General features: G+C 62.3%; 26 protein-coding genes and 1 pseudogene. 13 read left to right on the top strand and 14 right to left on the bottom strand.

Annotation, left to right across the window (positions count from 1 at the left end; genetic code table 11):
- Window positions 1–158 precede the first annotated feature (158 nt).
- A complete protein-coding gene (locus GD429_RS05810) occupies window positions 159–506 on the top strand; it encodes a hypothetical protein (RefSeq protein ID WP_152856074.1) in 348 nt (115 codons plus the stop codon).
- A gap of 289 nt (window positions 507–795) precedes the next feature.
- On the opposite strand, the gene GD429_RS05805 is transcribed toward GD429_RS05810, so the two are convergent.
- The 3 genes from GD429_RS05805 to GD429_RS05795 form a co-directional block, all read right to left on the bottom strand.
- Entirely contained in the window at window positions 796–2,349 is a 1,554-nt protein-coding gene (locus GD429_RS05805) for a DHA2 family efflux MFS transporter permease subunit (protein ID WP_152856073.1), read from the bottom strand.
- Between the two features lie 105 nt (window positions 2,350–2,454).
- Window positions 2,455–3,771 (bottom strand): HlyD family efflux transporter periplasmic adaptor subunit, encoded by a 1,317-nt coding sequence (locus GD429_RS05800; RefSeq protein ID WP_152856072.1) that lies wholly within the window; start codon window positions 3,769–3,771, stop codon window positions 2,455–2,457.
- A gap of 34 nt (window positions 3,772–3,805) precedes the next feature.
- The gene (locus GD429_RS05795; protein WP_152856168.1) at window positions 3,806–5,914 is read right to left on the bottom strand and encodes an efflux transporter outer membrane subunit; all 2,109 of its coding nucleotides are present in this window, start codon (window positions 5,912–5,914) and stop codon (window positions 3,806–3,808) included.
- A gap of 622 nt (window positions 5,915–6,536) precedes the next feature.
- On the opposite strand from GD429_RS05795, the gene GD429_RS05790 reads away from it, so the two are divergent.
- The 3 genes from GD429_RS05790 (at window position 6,537) to GD429_RS05780 (ending at window position 8,118) form a co-directional block, all read left to right on the top strand.
- Entirely contained in the window at window positions 6,537–7,037 is a 501-nt protein-coding gene (locus GD429_RS05790; protein WP_152856167.1) for an Ohr family peroxiredoxin, read from the top strand.
- A gap of 192 nt (window positions 7,038–7,229) precedes the next feature.
- Complete coding sequence (locus GD429_RS05785; protein WP_152856071.1) at window positions 7,230–7,709, top strand: carboxymuconolactone decarboxylase family protein; 480 nt, start codon at window positions 7,230–7,232, stop codon at window positions 7,707–7,709.
- Window positions 7,710–7,713: 4 nt separating this feature from the next.
- Window positions 7,714–8,118, top strand: a complete 405-nt coding sequence (locus GD429_RS05780) for a cupin domain-containing protein (protein WP_152856070.1) — start codon at window positions 7,714–7,716, stop codon at window positions 8,116–8,118.
- Window positions 8,119–8,162: 44 nt separating this feature from the next.
- Here the strand turns inward: GD429_RS05780 and GD429_RS05775 are convergent, their stop codons facing one another.
- Window positions 8,163–8,651: a RidA family protein gene (locus tag GD429_RS05775; protein ID WP_152856069.1), complete on the bottom strand. Its 489-nt coding sequence runs from the start codon at window positions 8,649–8,651 to the stop codon at window positions 8,163–8,165.
- A 284-nt stretch (window positions 8,652–8,935) separates the two neighbouring features.
- On the opposite strand from GD429_RS05775, the gene GD429_RS05770 reads away from it, so the two are divergent.
- Entirely contained in the window at window positions 8,936–9,235 is a 300-nt protein-coding gene (locus tag GD429_RS05770; protein ID WP_034182467.1) for an H-NS family nucleoid-associated regulatory protein, read from the top strand.
- Between the two features lie 161 nt (window positions 9,236–9,396).
- Here the strand turns inward: GD429_RS05770 and GD429_RS05765 are convergent, their stop codons facing one another.
- A complete protein-coding gene (locus GD429_RS05765; protein WP_152856068.1) occupies window positions 9,397–9,729 on the bottom strand; it encodes a cupin domain-containing protein in 333 nt (110 codons plus the stop codon).
- Window positions 9,730–10,112: 383 nt separating this feature from the next.
- Here GD429_RS05765 and GD429_RS05760 point away from each other — a divergent pair, with 383 nt between their 5' ends.
- Window positions 10,113–10,772 carry a HEAT repeat domain-containing protein gene (locus GD429_RS05760; protein ID WP_152856067.1) on the top strand — a complete coding sequence of 220 codons (660 nt, stop codon included), beginning with the start codon at window positions 10,113–10,115 and terminating at the stop codon, window positions 10,770–10,772.
- A gap of 165 nt (window positions 10,773–10,937) precedes the next feature.
- On the opposite strand, the gene GD429_RS05755 is transcribed toward GD429_RS05760, so the two are convergent.
- The gene (locus tag GD429_RS05755; RefSeq protein ID WP_152856066.1) at window positions 10,938–11,861 is read right to left on the bottom strand and encodes a LysR family transcriptional regulator; all 924 of its coding nucleotides are present in this window, start codon (window positions 11,859–11,861) and stop codon (window positions 10,938–10,940) included.
- 67 nt (window positions 11,862–11,928) lie between these two features.
- On the opposite strand from GD429_RS05755, the gene GD429_RS05750 reads away from it, so the two are divergent.
- On the top strand, window positions 11,929–12,546 hold the full coding sequence (locus GD429_RS05750) for a LysE family translocator (protein ID WP_152856065.1): 618 nt from the start codon (window positions 11,929–11,931) through the stop codon (window positions 12,544–12,546).
- A gap of 85 nt (window positions 12,547–12,631) precedes the next feature.
- Here GD429_RS05750 and GD429_RS05745 read toward each other — a convergent pair whose 3' ends face one another.
- Entirely contained in the window at window positions 12,632–13,264 is a 633-nt protein-coding gene (locus tag GD429_RS05745; RefSeq protein WP_152856166.1) for an FMN-dependent NADH-azoreductase, read from the bottom strand.
- Window positions 13,265–13,396: 132 nt separating this feature from the next.
- Here GD429_RS05745 and GD429_RS05740 point away from each other — a divergent pair, with 132 nt between their 5' ends.
- Complete coding sequence (locus GD429_RS05740; RefSeq protein ID WP_152856064.1) at window positions 13,397–14,275, top strand: LysR substrate-binding domain-containing protein; 879 nt, start codon at window positions 13,397–13,399, stop codon at window positions 14,273–14,275.
- A 251-nt stretch (window positions 14,276–14,526) separates the two neighbouring features.
- Here GD429_RS05740 and GD429_RS05735 read toward each other — a convergent pair whose 3' ends face one another.
- From GD429_RS05735 to GD429_RS05725, 3 genes and pseudogenes are all read right to left on the bottom strand, one after another.
- The gene (locus GD429_RS05735) at window positions 14,527–15,771 is read right to left on the bottom strand and encodes a saccharopine dehydrogenase family protein (RefSeq protein WP_152856063.1); all 1,245 of its coding nucleotides are present in this window, start codon (window positions 15,769–15,771) and stop codon (window positions 14,527–14,529) included.
- A gap of 43 nt (window positions 15,772–15,814) precedes the next feature.
- A pseudogene (locus tag GD429_RS41990) lies at window positions 15,815–15,922 on the bottom strand (acetoacetate decarboxylase); the annotation flags it as partial.
- 288 nt (window positions 15,923–16,210) lie between these two features.
- Window positions 16,211–16,888, bottom strand: coding sequence for a glutathione S-transferase family protein (locus GD429_RS05725; RefSeq protein ID WP_152856165.1), 678 nt, complete (start codon window positions 16,886–16,888; stop codon window positions 16,211–16,213).
- 139 nt (window positions 16,889–17,027) lie between these two features.
- On the opposite strand from GD429_RS05725, the gene GD429_RS05720 reads away from it, so the two are divergent.
- The gene (locus GD429_RS05720; RefSeq protein WP_152856062.1) at window positions 17,028–18,008 is read left to right on the top strand and encodes a helix-turn-helix transcriptional regulator; all 981 of its coding nucleotides are present in this window, start codon (window positions 17,028–17,030) and stop codon (window positions 18,006–18,008) included.
- Between the two features lie 291 nt (window positions 18,009–18,299).
- Here the strand turns inward: GD429_RS05720 and GD429_RS05715 are convergent, their stop codons facing one another.
- Window positions 18,300–18,944 carry an HD domain-containing protein gene (locus tag GD429_RS05715; protein ID WP_321574422.1) on the bottom strand — a complete coding sequence of 215 codons (645 nt, stop codon included), beginning with the start codon at window positions 18,942–18,944 and terminating at the stop codon, window positions 18,300–18,302.
- A 156-nt stretch (window positions 18,945–19,100) separates the two neighbouring features.
- Here GD429_RS05715 and GD429_RS05710 point away from each other — a divergent pair, with 156 nt between their 5' ends.
- Window positions 19,101–19,508 carry a DUF3224 domain-containing protein gene (locus tag GD429_RS05710; protein ID WP_152856061.1) on the top strand — a complete coding sequence of 136 codons (408 nt, stop codon included), beginning with the start codon at window positions 19,101–19,103 and terminating at the stop codon, window positions 19,506–19,508.
- A gap of 140 nt (window positions 19,509–19,648) precedes the next feature.
- Here GD429_RS05710 and GD429_RS05705 read toward each other — a convergent pair whose 3' ends face one another.
- On the bottom strand, window positions 19,649–21,214 hold the full coding sequence (locus GD429_RS05705) for a methyl-accepting chemotaxis protein (RefSeq protein ID WP_152856060.1): 1,566 nt from the start codon (window positions 21,212–21,214) through the stop codon (window positions 19,649–19,651).
- A gap of 306 nt (window positions 21,215–21,520) precedes the next feature.
- A complete protein-coding gene (locus GD429_RS05700; RefSeq protein ID WP_227791553.1) occupies window positions 21,521–22,027 on the bottom strand; it encodes a VOC family protein in 507 nt (168 codons plus the stop codon).
- Between the two features lie 179 nt (window positions 22,028–22,206).
- Between GD429_RS05700 and GD429_RS05695 the strand changes: the two genes are divergently transcribed.
- The 3 genes from GD429_RS05695 (at window position 22,207) to GD429_RS05685 (ending at window position 24,309) form a co-directional block, all read left to right on the top strand.
- On the top strand, window positions 22,207–23,202 hold the full coding sequence (locus tag GD429_RS05695) for a hypothetical protein (RefSeq protein WP_152856059.1): 996 nt from the start codon (window positions 22,207–22,209) through the stop codon (window positions 23,200–23,202).
- Between the two features lie 399 nt (window positions 23,203–23,601).
- The gene (locus GD429_RS05690; protein ID WP_011549079.1) at window positions 23,602–23,805 is read left to right on the top strand and encodes a cold-shock protein; all 204 of its coding nucleotides are present in this window, start codon (window positions 23,602–23,604) and stop codon (window positions 23,803–23,805) included.
- Window positions 23,806–24,084: 279 nt separating this feature from the next.
- On the top strand, window positions 24,085–24,309 hold the full coding sequence (locus tag GD429_RS05685; protein ID WP_047904491.1) for a hypothetical protein: 225 nt from the start codon (window positions 24,085–24,087) through the stop codon (window positions 24,307–24,309).
- A 192-nt stretch (window positions 24,310–24,501) separates the two neighbouring features.
- On the opposite strand, the gene GD429_RS05680 is transcribed toward GD429_RS05685, so the two are convergent.
- Entirely contained in the window at window positions 24,502–25,629 is a 1,128-nt protein-coding gene (locus GD429_RS05680) for an aminotransferase class V-fold PLP-dependent enzyme (protein WP_152856058.1), read from the bottom strand.
- Window positions 25,630–25,929 lie beyond the last annotated feature (300 nt).

Genomic DNA, 25,929 nt, shown 5'->3' with positions numbered 1-25,929 from the left:
CCCGATTGCGGTGTCACCCTCGTCGAACGCGCACACGATTGCGAACGACAGGCTGAAGAATGTTCATACGGGATCGAAGGTCGCAATCGATCCCGCAAACTCACCAGGCTTCTGAGCTGCCGAGTCGCGTTATCCATGGCCGGCACCGACTGACTCGCATGCCGCAGTTGTTTCCGCCGCAAGACCGCTCGGAAAAAACCTATCCGCGCTGGGCCGTTGAAGAGACGACGGCCCGGTACTTCGATGTCGAGTTGCGAGACGACGCACGCGTCCCGCATTCCGGCACACGTCCAGGCATCCTGAACGTCGTCTGCTCCGATAGCGGCCAGGTCGCCGTCGACTTGCGAATGCCGAAGGCGCCAGGTGCACCAGGCGACGGCGTCAATCCGGCGCAGCCCTTCGCGGCCGAGTATGTCGGCGGCACGGACTGGCATTCCGATTCCCGGCATGTTGGTGGAAAGCGCAATCGAGCCCAGCGCGACTCGATCGATGTCCGCTCATGCTGACACCGCACATCCACGTCTATTTTCCCCGTGACGGGTTACCGTCGCCGCGGGACCGGTACGTAACAGCGAGCGAAGTGGCGCTGGCACCAGGATGGCACTGCGCTGAATGGGAAATTGAGTCGCCCTTGTGCCGCCGGGCGATGCAGAAAGAACCGGACCGCGTCACCTCTGCGGCCCGGAGGGCACCCGAACAGAACCGGAATCGACCGCAGGTCTTGCACCAACGATCCCGGCGGCTGCCGAGCGATCGTCACCGTGCGTCGAAAGCCGCCGCTGGAAACGACCTCATTCAGTGCGCGCCCGCCGCTGCGCCACCACCACCCTTGCCGGGCTTCGTGAGCCAGACCAGCGGGATGATCACGACGAAGATGATCGACGACAGCCAGAAGATATCGTTCAGCCCGAGCATCGGGGCCTGTGCGTTCAACGCGCGTTCGAAGAACGCGGTGGCCTGATCCACGCCGCCGCCGAGCGTCGCGTGGAGGTTCGCGATGGCGCTCGTATAGTCGGAGTTGTTCACGCTCGACTGCTCGGCGAGCTGCGCATGGTGCAGAATCGTTCGGTTGTTCCAGCCCGTCGCGATCAACGAGGTGCCGACGCCGCCTGCGAACACGCGCACGAAATTGGACAAGCCCGCGGCCGCCGGAATCCTGTCCGGCGACAATCCCGACAGGATGATCGCGGTCAGCGGCGTAAAGAAGAGTGCCATCGGAATGCCCTGCAACAGCGTCGGCAACGCCAGCGTATAGGGGTCGACGTTCGTCGTGTAATGCGAGCGCATGAAGAACACGCCTGCAAAGCCCAGGAAGGCCAGCGTCGCGAGCACCCGCGCATCGGACTTCGGCATGATTTTCGCCATCACGGGCGCGAGCAGCACGGCGAAGATCCCGAGCGGCGCCGTCACGAGCCCGGCATCCACCGAACGATAGCCCAGATAGCCTTGGATCCATTGCGGAAGGATTACGAGATTCGAGAAAAACACCGCATAAGCGACCGAGATCGCGATCGTGCCGCCACGGAAATTTCGCACCGCGAAGAGGCGAATATCGACGATCGGGTTCTTCTCCGTGAATTCCCAGATCAGGAAGAACAGAAAGCTGACGGCGGCGATGACGGCAAGCGCGCAGATCACGGGCGAGTTGAACCAATCGAGATCCTTGCCCTTGTCGAGCATGATCTGCAGCGTCGCGACCCACACGACGAGCGACATCAGGCCGACTTTGTCGATGGGAAGCTTGCGCACCGGCGTCTCGCGGTCGCGATAGATCATCCACGTCACGCCGGCCGCAAACAGGCCGACGGGAATGTTGATGTAGAAGATCCACGACCAGCTGTAGCTGTCGGTGATCCAGCCGCCCAGCGCGGGGCCCGCTATCGGGCCGACCGTCGCGGTCATCGACCATAGCGCCAACGCGGTCGAGCTTTTCTCTTTCGAATACGAACCCAGCAGAATCGCTTGCGAAAGCGGAATCAGCGGGCCTGCGACGACTCCCTGCAAGACGCGCGCCGCGAGCAGCACGAGCAGGTTCGGCGCGACGCCGCACAGCCACGACGAAAATACGAAAAGCACGATGGCGGCCACGAACAGCCTGATCTGCCCGACGCGCTGCGTGAGCCAGCCCGTCAGCGGAATCGCGACGGCATTGGCCGCCGAGAACAGCGTGATCACCCACGTGCCTTCGTCGACGGAGACACCGAGGTTTCCCGAGATGGTTGGAATCGCGACATTGGCAATGGACGAATCCAGCACGTTCATGAACGTCGCTAGCGCGACGGCGAGTGTCGCAAGAACCAGCTTTCCGCCGGTCAGCGGTGCTGGTGCAAGTTGCATCGAGGAATTCATCTCGCTTCCGGTCTGAAGTATTCGACAGGCCCGGCGCATCGATCCGGCCCGTCAGACGATTGAATGACCCGGAGCGCGACTGCGACACGCGTTCCGGGAGGCGATTCAGCCTGCGCGCTGTTCGGCGCCGCTCCTGTCCCTGGCGTAGCGCTTCGCGGAACGCGTGGACGAGACGACGGGCTCCGTCAGCCCAGCTCGATCGGTCACGATGTTTTGCGCGATGATCTTCTCGATCTCGGCATCAGCCTGCGCGCCGTATTCGGCAAACACATCGGTTCGATACGACGTATTCATCGCCGCGCCGAGCTGCGGACCGGTGTCGTCGCGCGTATCCACATCGACGTCCATCGACAGGCCGATGCGCAGCGGATGCGCGTCGAGCTCCTTCTGATCGAGCTGGATGCGCGCGGGCAAACGCTGGACGATCTTGATCCAGTTGCCCGTCGCGTTCTGCGCCGGCAGGCTCGCGAACGCGCTACCCGTGCCCGCCGAGAAGCCGACGACGCGGCCGTGGTACTTGACCTTGCCGCCATACACATCGGCCGTCAGCGTGACGGGTTGACCGATGCGCATGTTGCGCAGCTGGCTTTCCTTGTAGTTCGCATCGATCCACACACCGTCGAGCGGCACGATCGCCATCAACGGCGTGCCGGGCGACACACGCTGGCCGACCTGCACCGAACGCTTCGCCACATAACCCGTGACCGGCGCGGGCAACACATTGCGTGCGTATGCGAGATACGCATCGCGCACTTTCGACGCGGCGGCCTGCACGTTCGGGTGCCGGCCGATCGTCGTGCGGTCGGTCAACGCGCGGTTGGCTTGCGCCTGTTGACGCGCGGCGTCGAGCGCGGCACGCGCGGCCGCCACGGTGTCGCGCGCATGCGCGATTTCTTCCGTCGACACGGCGCCCGTGCCGGCAACGGCCTGACGGCGGCGCAGATCGTCCTGGGCGCGGGCCAGATCGGACTGCTTCTGGGCAACGTTCGCGGCATAGAGATCGTTGTTCACGTAAAGACTGCTAACCTGCCGCACGATCTGGCCCAGCGTCGCTTCGGCGTTGCCGAGCGCGACTTTCGCATCGGCATTGTCGAGCGTGACGACCGGATCGCCCGCCTTCACGATCTGCGTATCGTCGGCATTCACGGCGATGACGGTACCCGCCACCTGTGGCGTCAACTGCACGAGGTTGCCGCTGACGTACGCGTCGTCGGTGGATTCGTGGTAACGCGCATACGTCAGGTAGTACACGCCATACGCGATCGACGATGCGACGACCGCCACGCCGAGCAGCGCCAACAGCAACCCGCGCCGCCGGGTCGCGGGTTCGCTTCCGACATCGTCGCCTCCCGACGGCGACGGCTCATGATTCACGCGGGCGGCATCGACCGGCTTGCGCACCGGCGGGTTGATTTCGCTCATTTCAATTCTCCAGGCAGATTCGATGGATGGCCGCTCAGCGAGCGGCGACGGCAGGCGTGTCGGACGCGGGCACGTCGACGCGCGCCGCGGCCCCCGAGTCCGCGAACGATGTGTCGACGAAGCCGCCACCCAGCGCGGAGGCCAGCGCAATCTGCCGATCGCGGCGGTTCATGCGCAGATTCGCGACACTCTGATCGGCGGAAAGCGCATTGACGTCGGCGTTCAATACGGTCAGTTGATTCGTGAGACCGGCCTTGTACTGCGCGAGCGCCAGTTCGGCGGCTTTCAGCGCGGCTTGCTGCGCAGTCTGCGCATCGACAAGCTGCGCATCCGTCGAACGCACGTCGGCAATTTGCGTGGCGACTTCGCTCAACGCGGTCACGAGCGCCTCGTTATAGGTCGCGACGGCGTAATCGAAGTCGGCGTAGCGTCCCTTCAGTTGCGCGCGGAGTTCACCCGCGTCGAAGATCGGCAGGTGGATTGCCGGGCCGGCCGATGCCGTGCGGCTCGCCGCCGTCAGGAAGCGGCCGAAGCCGAACGCGTCGAGTCCGATCGCGGCGCTCAGGTTGATGTCGGGATAGAACTCGGCCTTCGCTTCCTTCACGTCGTGCGCTATCGCATCGACGTTCCACCGGGCAGCCACGATGTCGGGTCGCCGGCTTACGAGATCCGCGGGCAGGTTGTCGGGCAGGCGAACGTCGTCGCCCATGCCGAGCACCGGGCGCGCGATCTGCAAGCCGCGATCGGGACCGGCGCCAAGCAGCGCGGCGATCTGGTAGCGCGTCGCGAGAATCCGACCGTCGAGCGATTTCATCGCGGCGCGGCTCGTCGCAAGATTCGCGCGTGCGGTCTCGCGCTCGACCTGCGTGTCGAGCCCTGTCGCGATACGGCCTGCGGTGATGCGATCGATCTGCTCGCGCCGAGCGATCTCCTGTTCCGCGATGTCATGCAACACATACAGGCGTGCGAGCTGGTTATAGGCGCGCGCGATCGACGTCGTGAGCGTCAGCCGGACCGTTTCCTCGTCCGCGCGGCTCGCCTGAAGCCGGGACACCGACGCCTTCAGCGCCTCGCGCTTCTTGCCCCAGAGGTCGAGCTCGTACGAAGCGCTGAGGATGCCCCGGTTCTCCGTTTGCCATGACCCGCCATACGGCGGCGGAACGAGCGCCGTTCCTGAAAATTGCTGGCGTGTGAGCGCGTAGCTGGCATCGACGCGCGGCATCGTTCCCGCATGTGCGGATTCGCTATAGGCCCGCGCGGCCGCCACGCGCGCACGCGCCTGGTCGAGCGTCGGGCCGCTTCTCAGCGCCTCGTCGATCAGTGCTTTCAGTTGACCGTCACCGAACTGATCGACCCAATCGGCGGCGGGCCAATGGCCTTGCTCGAACGGAAGGCTCCGTTGCGTCGCATACTGCTGCGGAGCGGTCATCGCCGCATCGCCATGAATGCCCGCGTAATTCGCGCACGCCGACAACCCTGTCGCGACGATCACCGGCGCCCCCATCTTGAACACGCGCGACGTGCATCGCCCCGCGATCGAAAGAATGTTCATTGCTCGTCTCGTCACGTTGTAGGCAAGAAAAACCGTTTGCAGAAATACCGCCATGCGGGGTCGTTCCGGTATCGGCGGAAACGCAGCGTGATTCGAGCGCATTGCATCAAGACCGCACGACGCCATGCGTGAGCGCGAAGCAAGCATCTCGTTCGCAAGCGCAAACAATGTTCGGATGCCCATCCACGGATTCGTCAAGCCACGGCGTACCTGCTCACTGCGCCCGACACCCCGTACGCACCAGGTACAGAAGTGTTCGCAGTTGTTCGTCAGAAGCTTGTATCGGTCTTCGCCAAGGCGCGACCTGGCCCGCTCGACAACGGTCATCCCGGTATAAACGGCATCCGGTTCCGGTTGAACACGGACACCTTTGTTCGCCGCGAAGCGACGCAACGAGATGCATTCCACCGGGCACCGTCTGGTGGAACGATGAAAACCGCCATAGTGAATAACCAGTCCGTTTCCGGCGTAGATTCCATGGTGCGCATACCCTTCGCGCTCACTGACGAGATGAGCCCCCGCTTCGACACCGGATTCCGTTCGAATCGGCTCCAGCGAAGTCGTCAGCCAATCGATATTCAACGTTTCCATCGCAAGCCTCCGATTCCTTACACGCACCGCATGCGCGTCGCCGACGGGCCGCTTGCATGCGCAAGTCGAACAGTGGGTCACGGCCCTCCCGATCGAAGACAAAACCGCTCCCGCCCGAAATACGTGTTTCGGGAACAGTTGCCGTTGCATTCGTGGCACGCCATTGGCGACGGCAAATCACGATCAAGGATGCGTGCGTCGGGCACTATCGAAATCGATGGCTCGTCGGTGCTCCTGATCGGCCGCATTGCCGTGCCGTAATACTAGGAGCCGAACCCATGCGCAGGTAGACCCGTACCGGAACACTTTCCCGTTCCTCATTGACACCAATCCGCCCCGTCGCTGCATTCGGCGAGAGATCGATGCAACCGACTGCCCCGCGTCCTCACCCGATTGGTGCAGAGGGGGCAACACCATGCATCCCGAGTCGATCTGGTACGGCGACTCGTCTTTGCCTAGCATGCAGGTGCGCTTGGTCCATCTTTCGGATAACGGTCATGGGGATCGACTCGCAGGCAAGACCTGCGCCATTGCGCTGATTCGCTTCGGAAAAAGCAACGCACCGCCTCGACACGCAAGGTTCGAGAGCCGCTCGCGTTGGCCATACAAAACCGGGAGGCATATGGAGAACGAGAGGTTGCAACCTCCGCCGCTGACACTGCTCGACAAATACCGGGGGCGGGAATTCGCCCCGCTCTACACGACGAAAGTTACGGTCTCAGGAGGCGAATCCGGACATGGCCGCGCATCGGGCGTCGCGAAATCCGACGACGGTCGTCTCGTCCTCGATCTGCGCTTGCCCGTCGAACTCGGCGGCCCGGGCGGCGGCACCAATCCCGAACAGCTTTTTGCCGCCGGCTACGCCGCATGCTTTCACGGCGCACTGAGCCTGCTGGCCCAACGCGCGCAGATCGACATCCGGGAAACGACCGTGGGTGTCGAAGTATCGTTCGGTCGTGATCCGGTAGATGGCGGATATGCGCTGATTGCCAACGTCATCATCCGCATGCCGGGTGTCGACCAGCATGTCGCGGAAGATCTTGTCCGCAACACGGAACGCCTGTGCCCCTATACGAAGATGACGCGACAGGGAATCTGCAGTGTCATCACGGTGTCGGCATGACTGCACGCCAACGATGTGCAGTCGACAGCTACCCCGAAAAACGATTGGTGCCGAAGCGACAACATAGTGCACACGTTCCCGGCACTACTGCCCCGTGAGGCACGCGACTACGATGGTTGCCAGGCAGATCCTGCGATGAATCGTCATATGCAGGTTCGGCAGTAGCACTTCCACAGATCAGGAGAACAGATCATGACGCAACGTATCAACTACTTTCAGCAATCGCCGGAACTGACCAAGAAGCTCGTCGAGCTGGACGGGTTGTTTCAAAAAACGACGATCGAGGCACCGGTCCGCGAGCTCGTCGAGATTCGGGCATCGCAGCTCAATGGCTGCGCGTTCTGCGTCGACATGCACATCAAGATGGCAAAAATCCACGGCGAGCGCGAACTGCGCCTGCATCACGTTGCGATCTGGCGCGAGTCGACGCTGTTTTCGCCGCGCGAGCGTGCCGCTCTGGAATGGACCGACGCCCTGACCCATCTCTCCTCGCATGGCGTGCCGGACGACCTCTACGAACGCGTTCGTTCGCACTATTCCGACAAGGAGCTGTCGGATCTCACTTTCCTTGTGGGCGCAATCAACAACTGGAACCGGCTGAATGTCGCATTCCGCATCGTGCCCGGCTCGTTCGACAAGATGTTCGGGCTCGACAAGGCCAACCTGGAGTGACGACATGAAACGCATCATGCTTGTTCTTGCGCCGCTGGTATCGTCGCTGCTGATGGCCGTTCAGCCGGCCGCCGCCGCACCGCAAGCCAAGGTCACGCCGCTGACCACCCAGTCGTTGCCCGAGTATCCGGGCAAGGAAGTCCAGATGATCGTCGTGGATTATCCGCCCGGCAGCGTCGATCCCGTTCATCGCCACGATGCGCACGCATTCGTCTACGTGCTCGACGGCAGTATCGTGATGGGCCTGAACGGCGGCAAGGAGGTCACGCTCCACGCTGGCGACACGTTCCACGAAGGCCCCGAAGACGTGCACACGGTCGGACGAAATGCCAGCGGCACAAAACCGGCAAGGTTCGTCGTATTCCTGATCAAGAACAAGGGTGCGCCGGTCCTGACGCCCGTGCAGTAGCGCAGTCGCTCGCCTTGGCCCGGCCGTGCCGGGCCGTGGGTCTGTCAGTTCACTGTTCTGCCACGCTGCAGCGAGAAAATGAAATCCGCTTCCACCGAAGCGCCTTTGGGCAATTGCAACACGCCGACCGACGAACGAGTATGGACGCCCGCATCGCCGAGCACCGCATACAAGACGTCGGACGCGCCGTCGGCCACTTCGCTTTGCATCGTGAAGCCGGGTGCGCTCCGCACGTACACGGTCATGCGCGGGACAGCCGATATCGCATCGAGCGTGCCGCAATACTTTCCGATCAGCGACAGCGCCCGCAGCGCCGATATTCCGGCCGCACGGCGACCGTCGTCCAGCGAAACGGATTCACCCACCACGCCGACGAAGTGCACCACTTCCCCCACCCGCGGAACCTGGCCGGCAATATAGGCCGTACTCCCGTCGACCAGAACGGGCGTGTACTTTCCGCCGATCCTGATTTCCTCGTCCGGATCGAATCCGAATTCGGCCGCGACCTGTCTCAGCTTATCGTCTCTGTTCATCCGTGAATTCCCCGATTCTTCCGAAAAAAGACAAAGAATAATTGAGTCTTCCGGGCGTGTCCCGAAGGATAAGCTCCGCCTCGAACGGCCAAAGAGACGTGGCCTGACCGTTTTATGCTTCTCGACAATCATGTACGCGTTCGCCAAATGCGACGCACTTTTCAGGTGTTCGAAGCAGTCTTGCGCGCCATATCGCTGGAGGAATTCGTAGTCGGAGAGAATTTCCTCATCATTTCCGATTGAAACCGCTATCATGTGTGAACACACAACCCGAAGAGCGATACATGGCAACTTACAAGGAACTGAAAGCCCAAATGGAAGCTTTGGCCGAGAAAGCCGAAGCAGCGCGCGCCGCGGAATTCCAGTCGATCGTCGATGACATCCGCGCCAAGGTCGCGGAATTCGGCATTACCGAGAAGGACATTTTCGGCGTACGTCGAGGCCGGTCGGCCAAGCAAGCGGCCGCCCCCGTGCAGGCAAAGTATCGCGACCCGAAGACCGGTGCGACCTGGTCTGGCCGCGGCCGCGCGCCCGCATGGATCAAGGATGCGAAGAATCGCAATCGATTCCTGATCCAGGAATAAGGTTCTCGACGCGCACCGGCGCGCGGTTCAGCGCGCTGTCCGGCATATTGGGCATCGGTACCGGCGGTATTCAAAGACCGCTCCGGGTTGATAACGATTTGCTCATTCAGCGCGTGGCGCGCCGACTGATCGGCAGATCACGTCGCGCGCCAATACTTTCTTCAGCGTTCGTAATAGATCGCAAGCCAGACGGATTGCTCGTCTTCATGCGTCCACGCGACGCGATGGCGGCAATGCGGCTCGATCAGCACGTAATCGCCAGGGCGCATGTCGTGCAGCGTCGAACCCTCTTCGAACTCGAGCACGGCCGCCCCCGACAGCAGCACGACCCATTCGGCGCGCGAGTCGTCATACCAGAACCCGTCGGGACTCGCGTGCCCCATCGACACGATCCGCTCGACATTCAGGCGTTGCCCCGTGACGAGGATGTCGATCCGCTCGTCGCCGCCGCGCTGCCCGTCGGCGCTGAACAGGTTGCCGGTTTGAAGTTGCATCGTTTGACCTCGTCGTTGGCCTTCGTTTGAAGAGAGCGGGTTCAATGGTGCAGGGAATGTTCACTTTAGTCCAACGGCAACCATTGTTTGCAAGCACGTCGATGAATGCACTCAAAAAAAGATGACGAATGGCCTTTAAAGCACTCGCGCCCATTCATTGCCGGGGTGGAGAGCGTCCAGGCAGTCCTTCAGTCACGCTCGTTCGCCAACCGGCAGTTTCGGTAATGCCCTGTCGAAATCCCGATGGCCTTTGGGGCGCCGATCCCTGGCCTTGAACAGAAGTGCCGCGGCCGGATTCAGATACGGGATATCGTCGGCGGCTCCCGGTTTCGTTCGTTCGACGGGCTCATCGGATTCGTAACTGCTTTCGGCAAGGTGACGCGATGCGGCAAGAACTGCTCGAATTGATTCACCGGATGACCGTGCAGCAAAAGCTTGGCTCGGACGATTCAATCTCCTGGCACGCACATCGCGAAGCGGAACTGCTGGCTGACATGACTTTGGTTGATGAACTTGATGCATTCCTCGGTCAGGCGCCCAACAAAGATCAGCGTTCGGCTGCTTACTTCATCATCGGCAAGATCGGGAAAAACTGTCTCAGCGCAGCATGTGCGTCGCGCTTGATCGAATACTCGTCGAAGGAATCGGACAAGTATGCGCTGGCCAACCTCCTTGATCGACTTGCCGATATCCCGAAGCCGGAAAACGTCGACCTCAGGCCACTGTTTACGCTTGTCGAGGACCAAAGATGGCTGGTGAGGCATGCCGCGATAAGGTCCCTGAAGCAATGCACAAATGCCGAGGCTGAAGACAAGTTGCTGGAGATTCTCGCGACCACCTCGGATCCCTATGACGCAATTTACTGCCATGCCACGCTTTACCAGATTGGTACGCGCAAGGCATTACCCGCTCTCACGCAAAACCTGACGTCTCGAAAGCGTGATGTGAAAATTTCGGCTCGCGCGGCGATAGAGGCAATTGAAGCACGTGACAGCCAGATTGCCGTGAATACCGGCGATGGAACTTCGCCTGCACAAAGCTAGCGAGTCAGACGGGTGATTAAGCGTCCGCTTTGGGATAACGCGACCGTCTCTTGACGGTCAACGGCAGCCCATCGCCCTCACCATCAACCGCCCCATCTCCGGGCGCCCGCGCATCCTCTCGTTGCCGAAACGCTGAAGTCCCGCTCGGCATCAGCCCTCGGTCCATCAAGCCATCGTCTTCAACCACGCAAGCAGATCCGACTGCGCGCTTCCGGCCGTCACAGGTTCCGGCGTCAACAAGCAGTAGTGCGAGCCATCTTCCACGAAACCCATCGGCGCGACCAGCACACCGCTTTCCAGATCGTCACGAACGAGATGCCAGGGGCCGATGGCAACCCCCAGCCCCGCGACGGCCGCCTGCAGACTGAAATAGAAATGGTCGAACATCTGCCGCCGCCCGCTCCCCGCCGGCCGATTCGCGGCCACCGTCCATTCCTTCCACGCGTCCGGCCTGGTCCGCGTATGCAATTGCGGAGCATCCGGCTTCAACAAGTAACCATTGCGGCCGCCGGAAAACCACGCATCGATTTTGTCCGGCCGACAAACCGGTCCCACCCTCTCGGTGAACAGACGTTCGGCGTGATAACCCGCTGGCCACGTAAAGTCGTTGCGGCGGATAGCCATGTCGATGCCGCTGTCGAACGAAAACGGCCCGCCCGCGGCGGCCAGGTGGATATCGACGCCCGCGTATCGGGCCTGGAAGTCCGGCCAGCGCGGGATCAGCCAACGCATCAAGAGCGTGGGCTCGCACGACAGGACCCAACGCCGCGCGCGGGCGGCCTCGGTGCGCAATTCGTGCGCGGCATGACGCATCAGCCCCAGGCCGTCATGTACCGCCTGGGCCAGCTTGCGGCCCGCGTCGGTCAGGAACACACGACGGCTGCGCCGCTGGAACAGCGCCACGCCCAGGTCATCTTCGAGCAAACGCACCGCACGGCTGACCGCGCCGTGAGTCACGCACAGTTCGTCGGCGGCACGGCTGAAATGCTCGTGACGCGCCGCCGCCTCGAAACAGCGCAGCGCCATCAGCGACGGCAGGCTCGAGCGGATTTGTTGTGAGTCAATCTCACCATTCTGGTCAGAAATCATCGCTTTTCCGGATGGAATACGGTCCCTAGGATTGTGCCATGATGACATCGATCGAAAGGAAAACACGATGACGGAACTGATAGTTGTATTCACCATTACGCTGCTGGCCGTCATCAGCCCCGGGCCGGACTTCGCGATGGTCACGCGCAACAGCCTGATGCTGTCGCGCCGATCGGGCCTGCTCACCGCGCTGGGCATCGGGCTCGGCGTGACGGTCCACGTGAGCTATACGCTGCTGGGCGTGGGCCTGCTGATCCGCCAATCGCTGTGGCTCTTCAATGCGGTCAAGCTCGTCGGCGCGATCTACCTGGTCTACCTGGGCGCGAAGATGCTCATGACGAAGGCCGGCACCGGGCAACCCGACGCGAGTGTGGCGCCGCTGTCCGATCCGGCGGCGCTGCGCACCGGTTTCTTGACCAATGTGCTGAATCCCAAAACCACCGTGTTCATCGTCAGCCTGTTCATGCAGGCGGTCCGGCCCGACACCCCGCTGATCGTGCAGATCGGCTACGGCGCCTTCATCGCGCTCGCGCATGCCGGCTGGTTCAGCCTGGTGGCCGTCTGTTTCTCCGCCACTGCCGTCCGCGACCGCTTGCTGTCGCTGCGCCACTGGATCGACCGCACCTTCGGCGGCTTGCTCGTGGGCTTCGGCGTCGCGCTCGCCATCGCGCGTGGCGGCCGCTGATTCGCGTGTCCGGTCCGCGCTTCCAGGCGAGCGTCGGGCATGTTCTGCTGACGCGTCGGATGCGAAGCGCGGCAACCTTCCTGATCTAGAAGGCGTGCGCAATCGCGCGAGCTTCGTCGATCGCACGACTGCGATCGACCTTTCCGTCCGGGCCGAACAAGGTGCGCTCGACCACAATGCCGGTGACGTCTTTCACGCCCACGAACTTCAGCCAGGTTTCCATGTACGGGCGCTGAAGGTCGAACTCGGCGGCCGGCGTAAACGAACCCGGCGACTCGTAGCTGAGCCCGCGCGCATAGACGACCGCCGCCTTTTTCCCGGCCAGCTTGCCGGCGAAACCCGACCCGTCGAACGTGAACAGCACGTCCTTCTGCGAGATCGCGTCGATCAGGTGCTTGAGTTTGTATGGAATACTGAAATTCCACAGCGGCACGCCGAACAGGAACTTGTCCGCTTCGTGGAACGGCGCCGCGAGCTGCTCGACCTGCTGCCACGCCGCCGCCTGTTCCGGCGTCAACGCCGTTCCGTTCAGTCCGGCGTATTTCGCGGCCAGCGCGGCTGCGTCGAATTCAGGCATCGCCAGATCCCAGATGTCGAGCTTCCGGATCTCATGATCGGGATGTGCGTGCCGGTATGCATCGAGAAATGCATTGCACACTTCAATGGACGCCGAATAAGCCTTGTTGGGTGAGCCTTCGATATAAAGCACGCGTGTCATGGAGCCTGTCCTCGCCAAGAGTGACGGCGACGCGCGGGATGCGCGGTCGCCCACTACGATTCGCAGCCTATCGAGTCGGTCTATAATTTGGAAACGCTATTAATTGATTGAATTAACCCGATACCTTGATCAATGAGCCATCCCCTCGACACGGCGCTGCTTCATACGTTTGTGGCGGTCGCCGACATGCGGAGCTTTACCGGTGCCGGTCGCAGGCTGAATCTCAGCCAATCCGCGGTCAGCGCCCAGGTCGCTCGTCTTGAAGAACAGGTCGGCCGCGCGCTGCTCGTGCGCAATACGCGCAGCGTCACGCTCACCGGGCATGGCGAGACGCTGCTCGGATACGCTCGCGCGATGCTCAACCTGAGCGAGGAAGCCCGGTCCAGGCTGGGGCCCGGCGACGCAGTCGACATCAAGCTGCGCATCGGCGCATCGGAGGATTTCGCGGGAGGCTGGCTACCCGACGCGATGCGCCGCTACAGCGCCGCGCGGCGCGGCTTGCGGCTCGACCTGACGGTCGACATCGGCGACAGCTTGTTTCGACGGCACGCAAACGGCGAATTCGATCTCGTGATCGGCAGCCGGTGTTCGCACGCGGGCCAGGGTACGACGTTGTGGCAGGAACCGCTCGTCTGGGCGTTTGCGCGCCACGAGCCGCTTCCGGAAGGCGATGTCCCGCTCGCATGCTTTCCCGATCCGTGTCCGTACCGAGGGGCCGCCGTCAAGGCGCTCGCGCTGGCCGGCATGCGCTATCGGATCGCTTGCGAAAGCCCGAGCGTCACCGGCATCCTGACGTTCGCGCGCGCCGGCATCGCGATCGCACCGGTGCCACGCAGTGCGATCGACGACACGCTTCGCGAACTGGCCGGGCCCGAAGGCTTGCCGGAACTGCCGGACACGGAATTCGTGATGATGCATGACGCCCGGATGCCGGCCGCCGTCGAATTCGCCGCGACGATTTCCGATGAAGCCGCGGTTCGCACGGGGGCAGCCAAGCGCAACCGGCCGTAGCGAGCTTCCTTCCCGCCTGATGGCAGGCCGGCGCCGCGAACAAGCTGCCCTAAACGCCGCGCGGCAGATGGAACAGCGGGGCGCGCTACAGGCCGGTGCGTTCCGCCAGTTCCGCGATCTTCATGATTCCGGGACGCCCCGGCCGGACCACAGCCGCCCCCTTGACCCGCCGTGACGGCAAGCTGCCTCCGCACATTGATTCGCAATCCGATTCTTATATTTGCCTTTCGAATAGCGGACGGGGTTCGCGCTCAAATCACCTCGAAACGCAACCCCGCGTGGCGAACCAGACGCTCGACGAAGCGCTCGTCGAACATCGTCGCGGGTGTCCAGAAACCGCCGCCGCGCCCGGTCTTGATACCACCCGCGCCGCAATCCAGCGCAAGACAGATCGCGGCCTGGCCCAGCATCTTGCCGGTGGAGCCGTAACCTGGATCGCGGTCGCCGGTGACTTTCACGCGCAAGGTTCGCCCGTCGTCGGCTCGGCCGAAAAAACGCAGGTCGTAGCGGCCGGCGAGTTGCGCCGCCGCGCTTGGCCCCTCACCGGGCTTCGGCAGCAGGAAGCGCTCCATCAGGCTGCGCACCGGCTTGACGACGACACCCACCATGAACGCGCCCAGGCCGGCCACCATCGTCAGCGCGGCCAGGCGGCCCTTGAGACCCGTGCCGGTCATGACGGCTTCGTCATAGGTGAACCGGCTGCCGTACGGGTTGCCCGCAAGCGCATTGGAGCGATGCACGACACGCTCGTTGATCGCGGCCATCACGAAAGGCGCGATCCACGCGTCGAAGTCGCGATCGAACTCGGCCGATCGCACCGCGTGCTGCCGCACCGTGAAGCCATGCCCTTTCGGGCACAGCGAATAAGGATCGCGCAGCTCCCTGCGCAACGCGGGATCGGCCGCGGCTTCCCGGACGACGTTGATCACGCTCGCCACGGTACCGCCCGACGCACCGCCCTTCAGCGTTCGGACGCGCATCTTCACCTGCCCGGCCGGCATGCCCCACTGCTGCCGTGCCTGTTGCTGCAGGAAGAACACGCCCAGGTCCGACGGAATCGAATCGAAGCCGCAGCAATGAACGATGCGCGCGCCCGATTGCCGGGCCGCGGGTTCGTATTTTTCGATCATTCGCTTGATCCACTGCGTCTCTCCGGTGAGGTCGCAGTAGTCGGTGCCGGTTTCCGCGCAGACCCTGACCAGCGGCTCCCCGTAAAGCGCGTAGGGTCCGACGGTCGACACGACCACCCGCGTTTGCGCGCAAAGCGCCCGCAACTGCGCTTCGTCGGCCGCGTCGGCGACGATGATCGGTACCGACTGCCCCGCCGCGCCGAGCGAATCCCTGACCTGCCTGAGCTTCGCTTCGGACCGCCCGGCGATGGCCCAGCGCAGCGTCTCGCCGGCGCCCGACAGGTATTCGGACAGGTAGCGGGCCAGGATCTGCCCGACAAAACTGGTGGCGCCAAATACGACGAGATCGTGCGTCGGCTCGGTCATGGACGGCTCCTTCGGCGCAGGCGTGTCGCGGACGTCCGTACCGTTAGCGTTGTTTTCCGGGTTCATCGAAGGCCTTCAAAGGCGTCGGCAGGTTCAGGACCGATTGTGCGTCTTTTACCACGTCGACACGCATGACGGTGAAGGCGCTGATCGACCGTCGCACGCAACGCCCGAAGCCTGCTGATTCACGGCCGTCAGCAAGCACTCCAGGATTGAAGTCGACTTTAAGGTCAAGGATCCGAATAGAGGAACAAGTCGGTCTCCGATTACCGGCTTTCCGGCAATCGCGTTGCAATCGAATCATTTGGCGGTCGTGCGACGGTCTTTGCCGCGTCTCGACACCACGCCGTGATCGCGCCGCCGGCCCATCAAACGGGAGCAGGCATCGGATATGCCATAACGAAAACCGAACTCTCAGGCTGAAGGCCGCCTTCTCGCGCTACCGAAGGGGCACCTGGTCGAGCCCGCGAAGAAAATCGGGAACTGCTTCTCCGATCGACGCGAGATAGCCGGCCATCGCGCCGGCGACTTTCCGCACGGCCGGACGTGCGGTCATCCGCGCACGCCAGGCCAGCAGGCTGGGTGTCTCTGCCGTCATCGGCGCCCCTTTGCGTGCGCCGAACAACTGCGCCATGTAGAACGCGATGTCGGCGTAAGAATACGTGCCGGCCAGAAATTCCCGATCCACCAGCACGCGTTCCATGCGTCGATAGTATTCCGATGCATCGGCACGCGCGGCCTGCGCCGCCGGATCGTCCGGCGTCGCTTCGAGCCCCATCAGCCGGATAACGTGCGGGAAATAGATTTCGTCGCTGCAATGTTCGAGCTGACGCGCGATGGCGCGTGCCGCCGGATGCGCCGGCCATAACGCGGGATCGGGCTTCAGGTCCTCGAGATATTCGAATATCTGCGTGGAATCGAAGATCTCCAGCGTGCCGTCCATCAGCACCGGCACCTGCCGCTTCGGATTGATGCGCAATACATCCGGATGCCTGGGGTCGTAGCCGCGAAGCTGGCTGAACGGCGCCATCACCAGTTCGAAATCGATACCCTTCTCGTGCGCCGCAATCTCGACCTTGGCGCCGAACATGCTCAGCGGTCCGGAAATTATCTTCATGGTTCGATCTTCCTTTGTTTGCTCGAATTCGCTCGCGAAGGTTTTACGTTCGCTTCGGTGAAACGGATCAGGCATGCCGCCAAGCATAAGCCCGATAACATGACACCTCATGTCATGTATTTGATGTAACGTGTCGCGTATGAAAGCCAGCCGCCTGTTGTCGATCATGATGATGCTGCAAGCGCGCGGCCGGATGACCGCACCGGCGCTGGCCGAAGCACTGGAAGTGTCCGAGCGCACGATCCTGCGCGATATCGACCAGCTCTCCACGGCCGGCGTACCCATCTGGGGCGATCGCGGCCGCAACGGCGGCTTTCAGTTGCGCGACGGCTGGAGTACCGATCTCACCGGGCTCACCGAGCACGAAGCGCATGCGCTGATCCTGGCGGGCTTGCCCGGGCCGGCAAGAGAACTGGGCCTCGACGGCATGGCCAGCTCCGCACGGCTGAAGATGATGGCCAGCCTGCCTCCAGGCTCGCGCGAGCAGGCCGATCGCGTCGCCAGCCGGCTGCATATCGATACCGTCGATTGGTACCGGGCGCAGGAAACGCCCGAGTTTCTGCGTGAAGTCGCCGATGCGGTGTGGGGTTCGTATCGTATCGACGTGAAATACCGAAGCTGGCGTGGTGTGTCCCGCCGCGAACTCGAACCACTCGGCCTGGTGCTCAAGGGAGGTGCCTGGTATCTGATTGCCAAGGTGGTTGGCAAGCCCGGCGCACTGACTTTCCGACTGGCAAATATCTGCGAATTCAACGCGACGCGCCGCCGTTTCAAGCGCCCGGCGCGATTCGATCTGGCGGAGCACTGGCGTGACGCGATGAGCCGGTACGAGACCGATCTTTATCGGCTGACCGCTCATATCGCCGTGTCGCCGCGCGGCGAGAACTGGCTGGCCAATGCGCGGATCAAGACCGCACCGGTCTTGCAAAAAGCCGGCAGTGCGGAGGTGCCGTCAGGATGGAAGGAATTCCTGATGCCGATCGAATCCATCGAGCACGGCGCGCGGAAGCTGCTGGGGTACGGCGCACATCTGAAGATCCTCGGGCCGCAGGCGCTCAAGGATCGATTCATCGAAGAGTTGTCGCAGTTGAAAGCGCTTTATCGATCAGGCGACGGTTGAAGCGTCGCCTTTTGCATCGATGCGGTCGCCGGCCGATGCATGGTGCCGGCGGTTGCTCGCGCACCAATGACACCACTGCCCGCTTTCGAAAGCGCGACGTCGGTCAATCGCGCATCGTTGCGTGAGCCAGCCGCACGCAGGGTGGTCGCGTCGAAACACGTGCGTTGACGACTTTTGAAGTTGCGCTTTGCAGAATGGCGTTCACGGGACGGAACCGGATGTCCATATCGCTTCGCATTGGACGATGTCGATCGTGTGCCGGCAACCGGCCGGACGCAATCGATCGCACAATCAGATTTCGTCGGCAAACTCATCAAGAAAGCGGCGCAAGCGATCGTGGCGGATTTTCGCCAAACGGGCACCGGTAGCGGTCTGAAAACCCGACGCCAGCTTCAGCAGCTTCGTGTGAAAGTGATCGATCGCGAATCGCGTGTCGTCGAGTTCGCGTTCCGACGCGTGCGGATCGACCGGGTCATACAGCGCGCTGCCCATCCGGCCGGCGACATGGAAACAACGTGCAACACCCAGCATGCCGATCGCATCGAGCCGGTCGGCATCCTGCAGCGTTTTGGCTTCCAGCGTCGTCGGTGCAACGCCGGCCGAAAAACTATGCGCTTCGATCGCATGCGCGACAGCGTCGATCTTCGCGTCCGGCCAATCCAGCGACTTCAGCACCTGCGTGGCCTTCTCCGCCGACAGCCGCGATGCCTGCGCCCGAAGCGGAGCGTTTTTCTCTACCGCCACGCAATCGTGCAGCAGCGTTGCCGCAAACAGCACTTCGGCGTCTCCGCCCTCCTCGGCATGGATCACCGCCGCGTTCTTCCACACGCGTTGCAGATGCGAAGTGTCATGGGAGCCATCGCCATTGGCGCTGCTCCAGTGAGCCAGCAGGGCTTCGGCCAGATCCTGAAAGGGGGCGAACGCGGGGGTCGTCACGGGTGCGGATGGTTAAAGACGGAATACCGATTATCGCCGCAAGCGCGACAAGGCACACGATCCACGGCTTATGCCGGCGTGAACAGCAAACCGTTACCGCCAGCGGAACCCGATTGGCTTATAGTGCGGAGTGCCCATTCGACGAGGAGATTCGCCATGAAACTGCAGGTCAACGGTCCGTTTGAAGTGAAGCTGAATCCGGAATCGCTGAGTAGCGTCGCGGAAAATACCGGGCTCGGCCGCATGTCGCTCGACAAGCAATTTCGCGGCGACCTGGAAGCCGTCAGCCACGGCGAAATGATCGCGTTTCGAAGCAGCATCCAAGGCTCCGCGGGCTACGTCGCGATGGAAACCGTGCAGGGCACGCTACGTGGACGCCAAGGCAGCTTTGTCCTGCAGCACAGCTCCACAATGTCCCGTGGGCAGCCGAAGCAGTCGATCACCGTCGTGCCCGATTCCGGAGCGGGAGAATTGCTGGGGCTCTCCGGCTCGATGATCATCAACATCGACAACGGCCAGCATTCGTACACCTTCGACTTCGAGTTGCCCGAATCGCCGCAGTAAATCGATACACAAAGGCGCGGCTGGACGGTAACGCGCTTCAGCGCTCTCGCACACCATAAGGAAAGCGTCGGCTTCATTCGTCAGCGCGTTACGAAAGCATCGGCATCGACAAGCCGGCCGCGGTCGCGGACGTCAGCACGTCATGCGACTGCGTCGTCACGCAGACGGAACTGCGCGACCGCCGCGCTCAGCCGTGAACCCTGCTCGTCGAGCGACAACGCCACGGCCGCCGCTTCCTCGACCAGCGCGGCATTACGTTGCATCGTCTGCTCCATCTGGATGACCGCGGCGTTCACCTGCTCGATGCCCGACGACTGTTCCTCGAAGGCGTTGCTCGTTTCGCTCATGATCGCGTTCACGCGCTCGACCGCGGCGACGAGTTCGGTCATCGCCGAGCCGGCCAGCGTGACGAGGCCGCTGCCGTCTTCGACGCGTCGCGCGGAATTGCCGATCAGATCCTTGATTTCCTTCGCCGCCGACGCGCAACGCTGCGCGAGCCCGCGAACTTCCGTCGCGACGACCGCGAAACCGCGCCCCTGCTCGCCGGCACGCGCGGCTTCGACGGCAGCGTTCAACGCGAGGATGTTCGTCTGGAATGCGATGCTCTCGATCACGCCGACGATGCCGGAAATCCGCGTGGAACTGCGCGCAATCTCGGTCATCGTCTCGACCACGCGCTGCATCGCGTCGCCGCCGCGCGACGCGATGCCGGCCGCGCCCTCGACGTAGGTGCGTGCATCGCGCGCGTTGTCCGCATTCTGGCGCACGGCCGCCGTCAGTTGCTCGACGCTCGCCGCCGCCTGCTGCAGCGACACGGCCTGCTGCTCGGTGCGCGCGGACAGGTCGACGTTGCCGCTCGCGATCGTACGGACGTCGCCGACGATCGTCTCCGTACTCGCACGCACCTGGCTCACCGTGTCGACGAGGCCGTCCTGCATCCGCTTCAGCGCATTCAGCAGATACGCCATTTCGTTCGCGCCGGGAATGACCACCGTGCCGGTCAGGTCGCCTTTCGAGATTTTTTCGAATTGATCGACCGCGAGATTGATCGGCTCGATGATCGCCTTCGCGAGCACGCGCTGCGCAAAGAAGCCGACGACGAGCGCAAGCACGGCGACCGCCGCCATCCCCCACACGATCCGGTGGAAATGGATGCCGGCCGCATCGTAGCGGGCCTTTTCGCGTGCGACCTGGAACGATTCGAGCGCGTCGATCGCATCCTGGTACGCAGCGAACAGCGCCGGTGGCGCGGTGCGCTGGGTGTCGAGGAAGTTGAACGCGTCGTCGCCGTCGAGCTGCGACAGCGCCTTCAGGAACACACGCTCGAGCAGCGCGCGACGACGATTCTGCAGCGTGTCGAACAGCGCCTGCTCGTCGGCGTCGCGCGCGTGCAGGCGCGTGTAGGCGTCCAGTTCGTCGTTGCTCTGCTTGAGGAGCGTGTGCAGTTGCGCGATTTCCGCCTTGGCCGGCTGGCCCGCGCTGATGATCTGCGCGACGTCGCTCATGCGTTCGCGCAGCACGAGCATCCGCTCGGAGCTGGTCTTCAGGTGCAGCAGCGACGCGGTGTCGTCGCGGTACATCGCCTCGAGCGAACCATTGCTCACGTAGAGGCCGGCGATGCATGCGCCGACCACCAGCACGAGCAGCACGGTATAGCCGGCGATGGTCGCGACGAGTCCGCCACGGATGGTGAATTGTTTTCGCATGACGTTCCCTTGCGCCGACCACGCACGGCCAGCGGCGGATGTGGATTCCGGATCACGAAAGACGAGTGCTGCGTCGCAACACGCGGCGCGTGGGCTGCGAACGAGTTAACGGCGGGGGCGGCGGGAAGGTTTTATCTGCACACGACGCGAATCTTGACGATTGCGACAGATGGGGGCGGAAGATGCGTGCGGCGGGGCGTTCGCCGTCGAGCGAAGCGGTGCTGGCGGGGCAGCCGTGGGCGGAATTCGGGCAACTGCGGATGGAACACAAAACCCTTGGGTCTCGCGCTGCGCCGCAACCATCGGCTATCCGTCGTTGGCCAGCGTTGAACGGATCTCATCGACCGGGAGGTCGCGCTGATGCGTGGCAATCTGCCATGTATTTCCCCACGGATCCCTTACCATCGCGCGCCTGTCGCCGTAGGGCATGTCGGCCGGAACTTCGAGCGAGATCGCATTCGCCGCAATCGCTCGCCGATAGGTCGAATCGGCATCCTCGACATAGACGTACAGGAACGCCGGCATCGGATCGCGCAGGCCGTCACCGCCGCTGATCATCACGACGGAATCGCCGATCCGGATTTCGGCAGGCAGTCCGGCGCGGAATTCGCCCTGTGCGCGAAACACCGTCCTGATGAATTCGATCAGGTTTTCCGGATCACGGACGACGATTCGGGGCGTGACGGTATGCCATCCATCGGGCTGAAATCGGGTCATGTCGCGCTGCCTCCGAAGGGATTTCCGGGAGGTATTCTCCTCCGGGTGCCGGCGGTCTGCAAAGGGCTGGTGGGAGCCGATTGCGTTTGTCGACATGGATGCCTGGATCGTCGACAATCGGCTGGACGTTTTCGGCGCAACCGAGAGATCGTGAAGGATCCTCGAGCGCTCGCCGCCGTACATGCCACAACGTTTGGTTGTGGACAGAAAGTATGCGGCTCAGGCTACCTCGCAGTTCCGGCAACACGTACTCATCCTTGGCAGGAGAGTCATCAATGTCTGCTCTGCTGAAAATCCACTGGGTGTGCTGGGGTGCGCTCACCATATTGTTCAGCGTCGCCGTGGCGGCATTCGAACTGTCCCGTGCTTCGCATAGTGTCGAACTGCCTCTGAAGCCCAGCGCGACCACCAGCTTCTCCGTATTTCGCCTGATGCGAGCCCCGCTTGCGGTCGGAATCGACTTCAAGCGCAATGGCTGGGCGGACAAACGCCCGGAGTTGGGCAACTACTCGTATAACTCGAACTCCAGGGCGAGCGGGTATTTGGAATTCAAGGACCCCGGAGAACCCGTCACGATTCGCATCACGTCCGACTCCGGCATGGACACGCTGTTCCACGCAATGCCGAGGTCGAGATATGGCGAAACCGACATGTGGCGCGCGTTGGTTGCCAGCGAAGCCAACAGCAACCCTGACCGCCTTCCGTGGCCCCCTCGCGCTCATGCTCAGTCATTGCCGCGAGGAATCACCCATCTGACCATTTCAGTTGTCGATGTGGGCCCCGCAATCTTGAGCGAACACGTTACTTTCGTCGCCGAAGCGCCGCCCTCGGGTTACGGCTGGCTGGGGTGGTTATCTTTCTGGCCGCTATTCGCGGTGCCTCTTGCCATCTATGGCGGCACACTGCTTTCGCTTGGCCATCGCACGGCCGGAGCGCAAACGGCTGACACGAGCCACGGCATTTTCAGACGCACGTTGTGGCGCATGGCCAAAACCGGCGCCGCGATGGCCCTCGCATATCCGTTGAGCGGATTAACCGCAGGCGCCTGGACGTTTTTTCACGATTTCCCGCGGGCTTCTCTACTAGACGCGGTTCGGATAGCTATATGGATTGGTACATACGCTCCAATACACGGAGTGCTGCCGGACGTCGACCCTGACGGTCATTATCACTTCCCCGCCTACCCGTTCGTCATACCCACCGCAGTCGTGCTCATCTTTTTGTTTTTCCGGGGCTGGCGTTTATTCAAGCCGCATCGATTGCCACGGTAGCCGCCATGGTCATCCTGCCAATGCGGTTGACCGCAAATGGACCTGCCGATTTGCCGCCGAGTGCCCGTTTCCGAGATCGACGATCGTCCGCTTCGGGTCGTTCAGAAGCGTCGCCCGGCTTAGCCTCTGCCCAACCTGCGCACCATGCCAGGCATGGCGCGCAGCCACGGAGGACCACATCGTTTCGCCCGCAGGACGGACCTCCTGGCGAAATAGTTACAAGATAACTGTTGACGCCGGCACTACCCGCGGTTAGTGTGTGGCCAGAAGTTCAAGAAGTTCGATTGCTGTTCATCAATTGCTCGCTCCTCAGCGGTATTCGTTGTCCTCTCCCTCCTTGATGCTTCACGCGCTCTTCAACAGAGCAAATTTTCTATTTTTTTTACTCAAGGATTCTTCATGGATACCGGTATCGTCAAGTGGTTCAACGACAGCAAAGGCTTTGGCTTCATCACTCCGGACAAGGGCGGCGACGACCTGTTCGCTCACTTCTCCGAAATTCGGGCCGACGGCTTCAAGACGCTGGCTGAAAATCAGAAGGTGAGCTTCGAAACGAAGCAAGGCCCGAAGGGTCTGCAAGCGGCCAACATCAAGCCGCTGTAAAGTTTGAAGGACCCGGCCTCCCGAAACGGGCGCCGGGTTGCAGCGACATCCTCGCGGAGCGTTGTCTCCCAAAGTTGGCGCGATCGCTTATAGCTGCATCTGTTTGTTCAGCAGCTTGCCAAGCGCCACACGCCTCGTTGCACTTCATTCTCCCCTCTGGCTGCAAGGCCCTTTTTTCGCATTCCGACTGCTTAAGATTCAGCTCGCAATGGCTTTGAATCGGCGCATCCGTGCACGTTTCGCACGGCACGCGCGCATTCGCACATCATTAAAATTAAAATGCACACCAAACGAATTCAACAATACAACGGCTATGCCGTCCAACCCTCGGCGCATCGTTTGCCCGACGGTAGTTTTTCATCCAACCTGCTGCTCGAACGCACCGACAGCTCGCGCGCCGAAGGCCGCTACCAGTTCTATTCGCTCGACTACTTCACGAGTGAAGCGCAGGCGCTGCAGCACTCGACACGTTGGGCACGCAACTGGGTCGACACGCGCGGTTAAAGGCAACACCCCCGTACCAGACGCCCAACGCATCTGAGGAACCAGGGCGCGCGCAACACCGCGCGCCCGAACATCGCGCGCGATCGATTCGTTACCTTCCGATTCGATCTGCGCACTTGGTTCGAACTCCCGACCTTCCCTTTCGACGTCGCCGGCAACAATTCGGCTGCGCGCATGCCCCGGAAAACCGACCTAAAGAACGCGCTCCAGCGCGTCGGCGAACCTGGCAACCGCACCGTCGACGTCATGCAGTTTTTCCAGGCCGAACAATCCGATGCGGAAGGTCTTGAAATCTTCAGGCTCGTCGCATTGCAGCGGAACACCGGCCGCGATCTGCAAACCGACATCGGCGAATTTCTTGCCGGATCGAATGCCGTCGTCGTCCGTGTAGCAGACCACGACGCCCGGCGCCTGAAAACCTTCAGCCGCCACGCTCCTGAAACCCTTGTCGGCCAGCAGCGCACGAATGCGCTTGCCGAGCTCGAGCTGTTCCGCCCTCACCTTGTCGAAGCCGTATGCGTCGGTTTCCTTTATCACGTCGCGCAGCGTCGCGAGACTGTCCGTGGGCATCGTCGCGTGATACGCGAATCCGCCGCTCTCGTACGCTTCCATGATCTGCAGCCATTTGCGAAGATCGCACGCGAAACTGGTGCTGGTCGTCGCATCGATTCTTTCGCGGGCGAGCGGGCCGAGCATGACCAGTGCGCAACAGGGCGACGCGCTCCAGCCCTTTTGCGGCGCGCTGATCAGGACATCGACGCCGCTGGCCTGCATGTCGACCCAGACCGTACCGGACGCGATGCAATCCAGTACGAACATGCCGCCGACGGCATGCACGGCATCGGACACCGCGCGCAAATACGCATCGGGCAACATCATCCCGGACGCCGTTTCCACATGCGGCGCAAAGACCAGATCCGGCTTGTGCTCCCTGATCGCGGCGATCACTTCGTCGATCGGGGCCGGTGCATAGGCGGCCTGCCTGCCCTGTTCGACCGGGCGCGCCTTCAGCACCGTCGTTTCGGACGGAATGCTGCCCATGTCGAAGATCTGCGACCAGCGGAAACTGAACCAGCCATTGCGGATGACCAGACACTTCTTGTTCGTCGCGAACTGCCGGGCGACGGCCTCCATGCCGAACGTCCCGCTGCCCGGGACGACGACGACCGACTTCGCGTTGTAGACCTTTTTCAGGGAAGCGGAAATGTCGCGCAGGACGCCCTGAAAGAGCTGCGACATATGATTGATCGATCGGTCGGTGTAGACCACGGAATATTCGAGGAGCCCGTCGCGGTCGACATCGGGAAGTAAGCCTGGCATGGTCGTCTCCGGTAAAAGATGAACAATGGCGTCGGGGCAAGCAGTATCCGCGACCGGGTACCGCTACGCCGATGCAAGTTCGTTTTTTCTCGATGAAAGCCGATTCTAACGAAGGCCGCGTGCAACTTGGCGCATATTTTGTCTGCTCACTGGCACATGCATGAAGTTGCACGGCCGCAAGCCAGAGCGAAGCGCCGGCGGCAAACCGTTCGTGCGTTAACGACGCAAGAGGCTACACGCCGACGGCTCCCGTTTCGTCACAAGCCACGATCTTCACCCCCTCCGTCGACCGGTGGCGCG

The sequence above is a fragment of the Burkholderia sp. BE17 genome (genome assembly GCF_009362305.1).
Classification (GTDB): Bacteria; Pseudomonadota; Gammaproteobacteria; order Burkholderiales; family Burkholderiaceae; genus Burkholderia; species Burkholderia pyrrocinia_C.
This window is presented reverse-complemented; position numbering and strand designations above follow the sequence as displayed.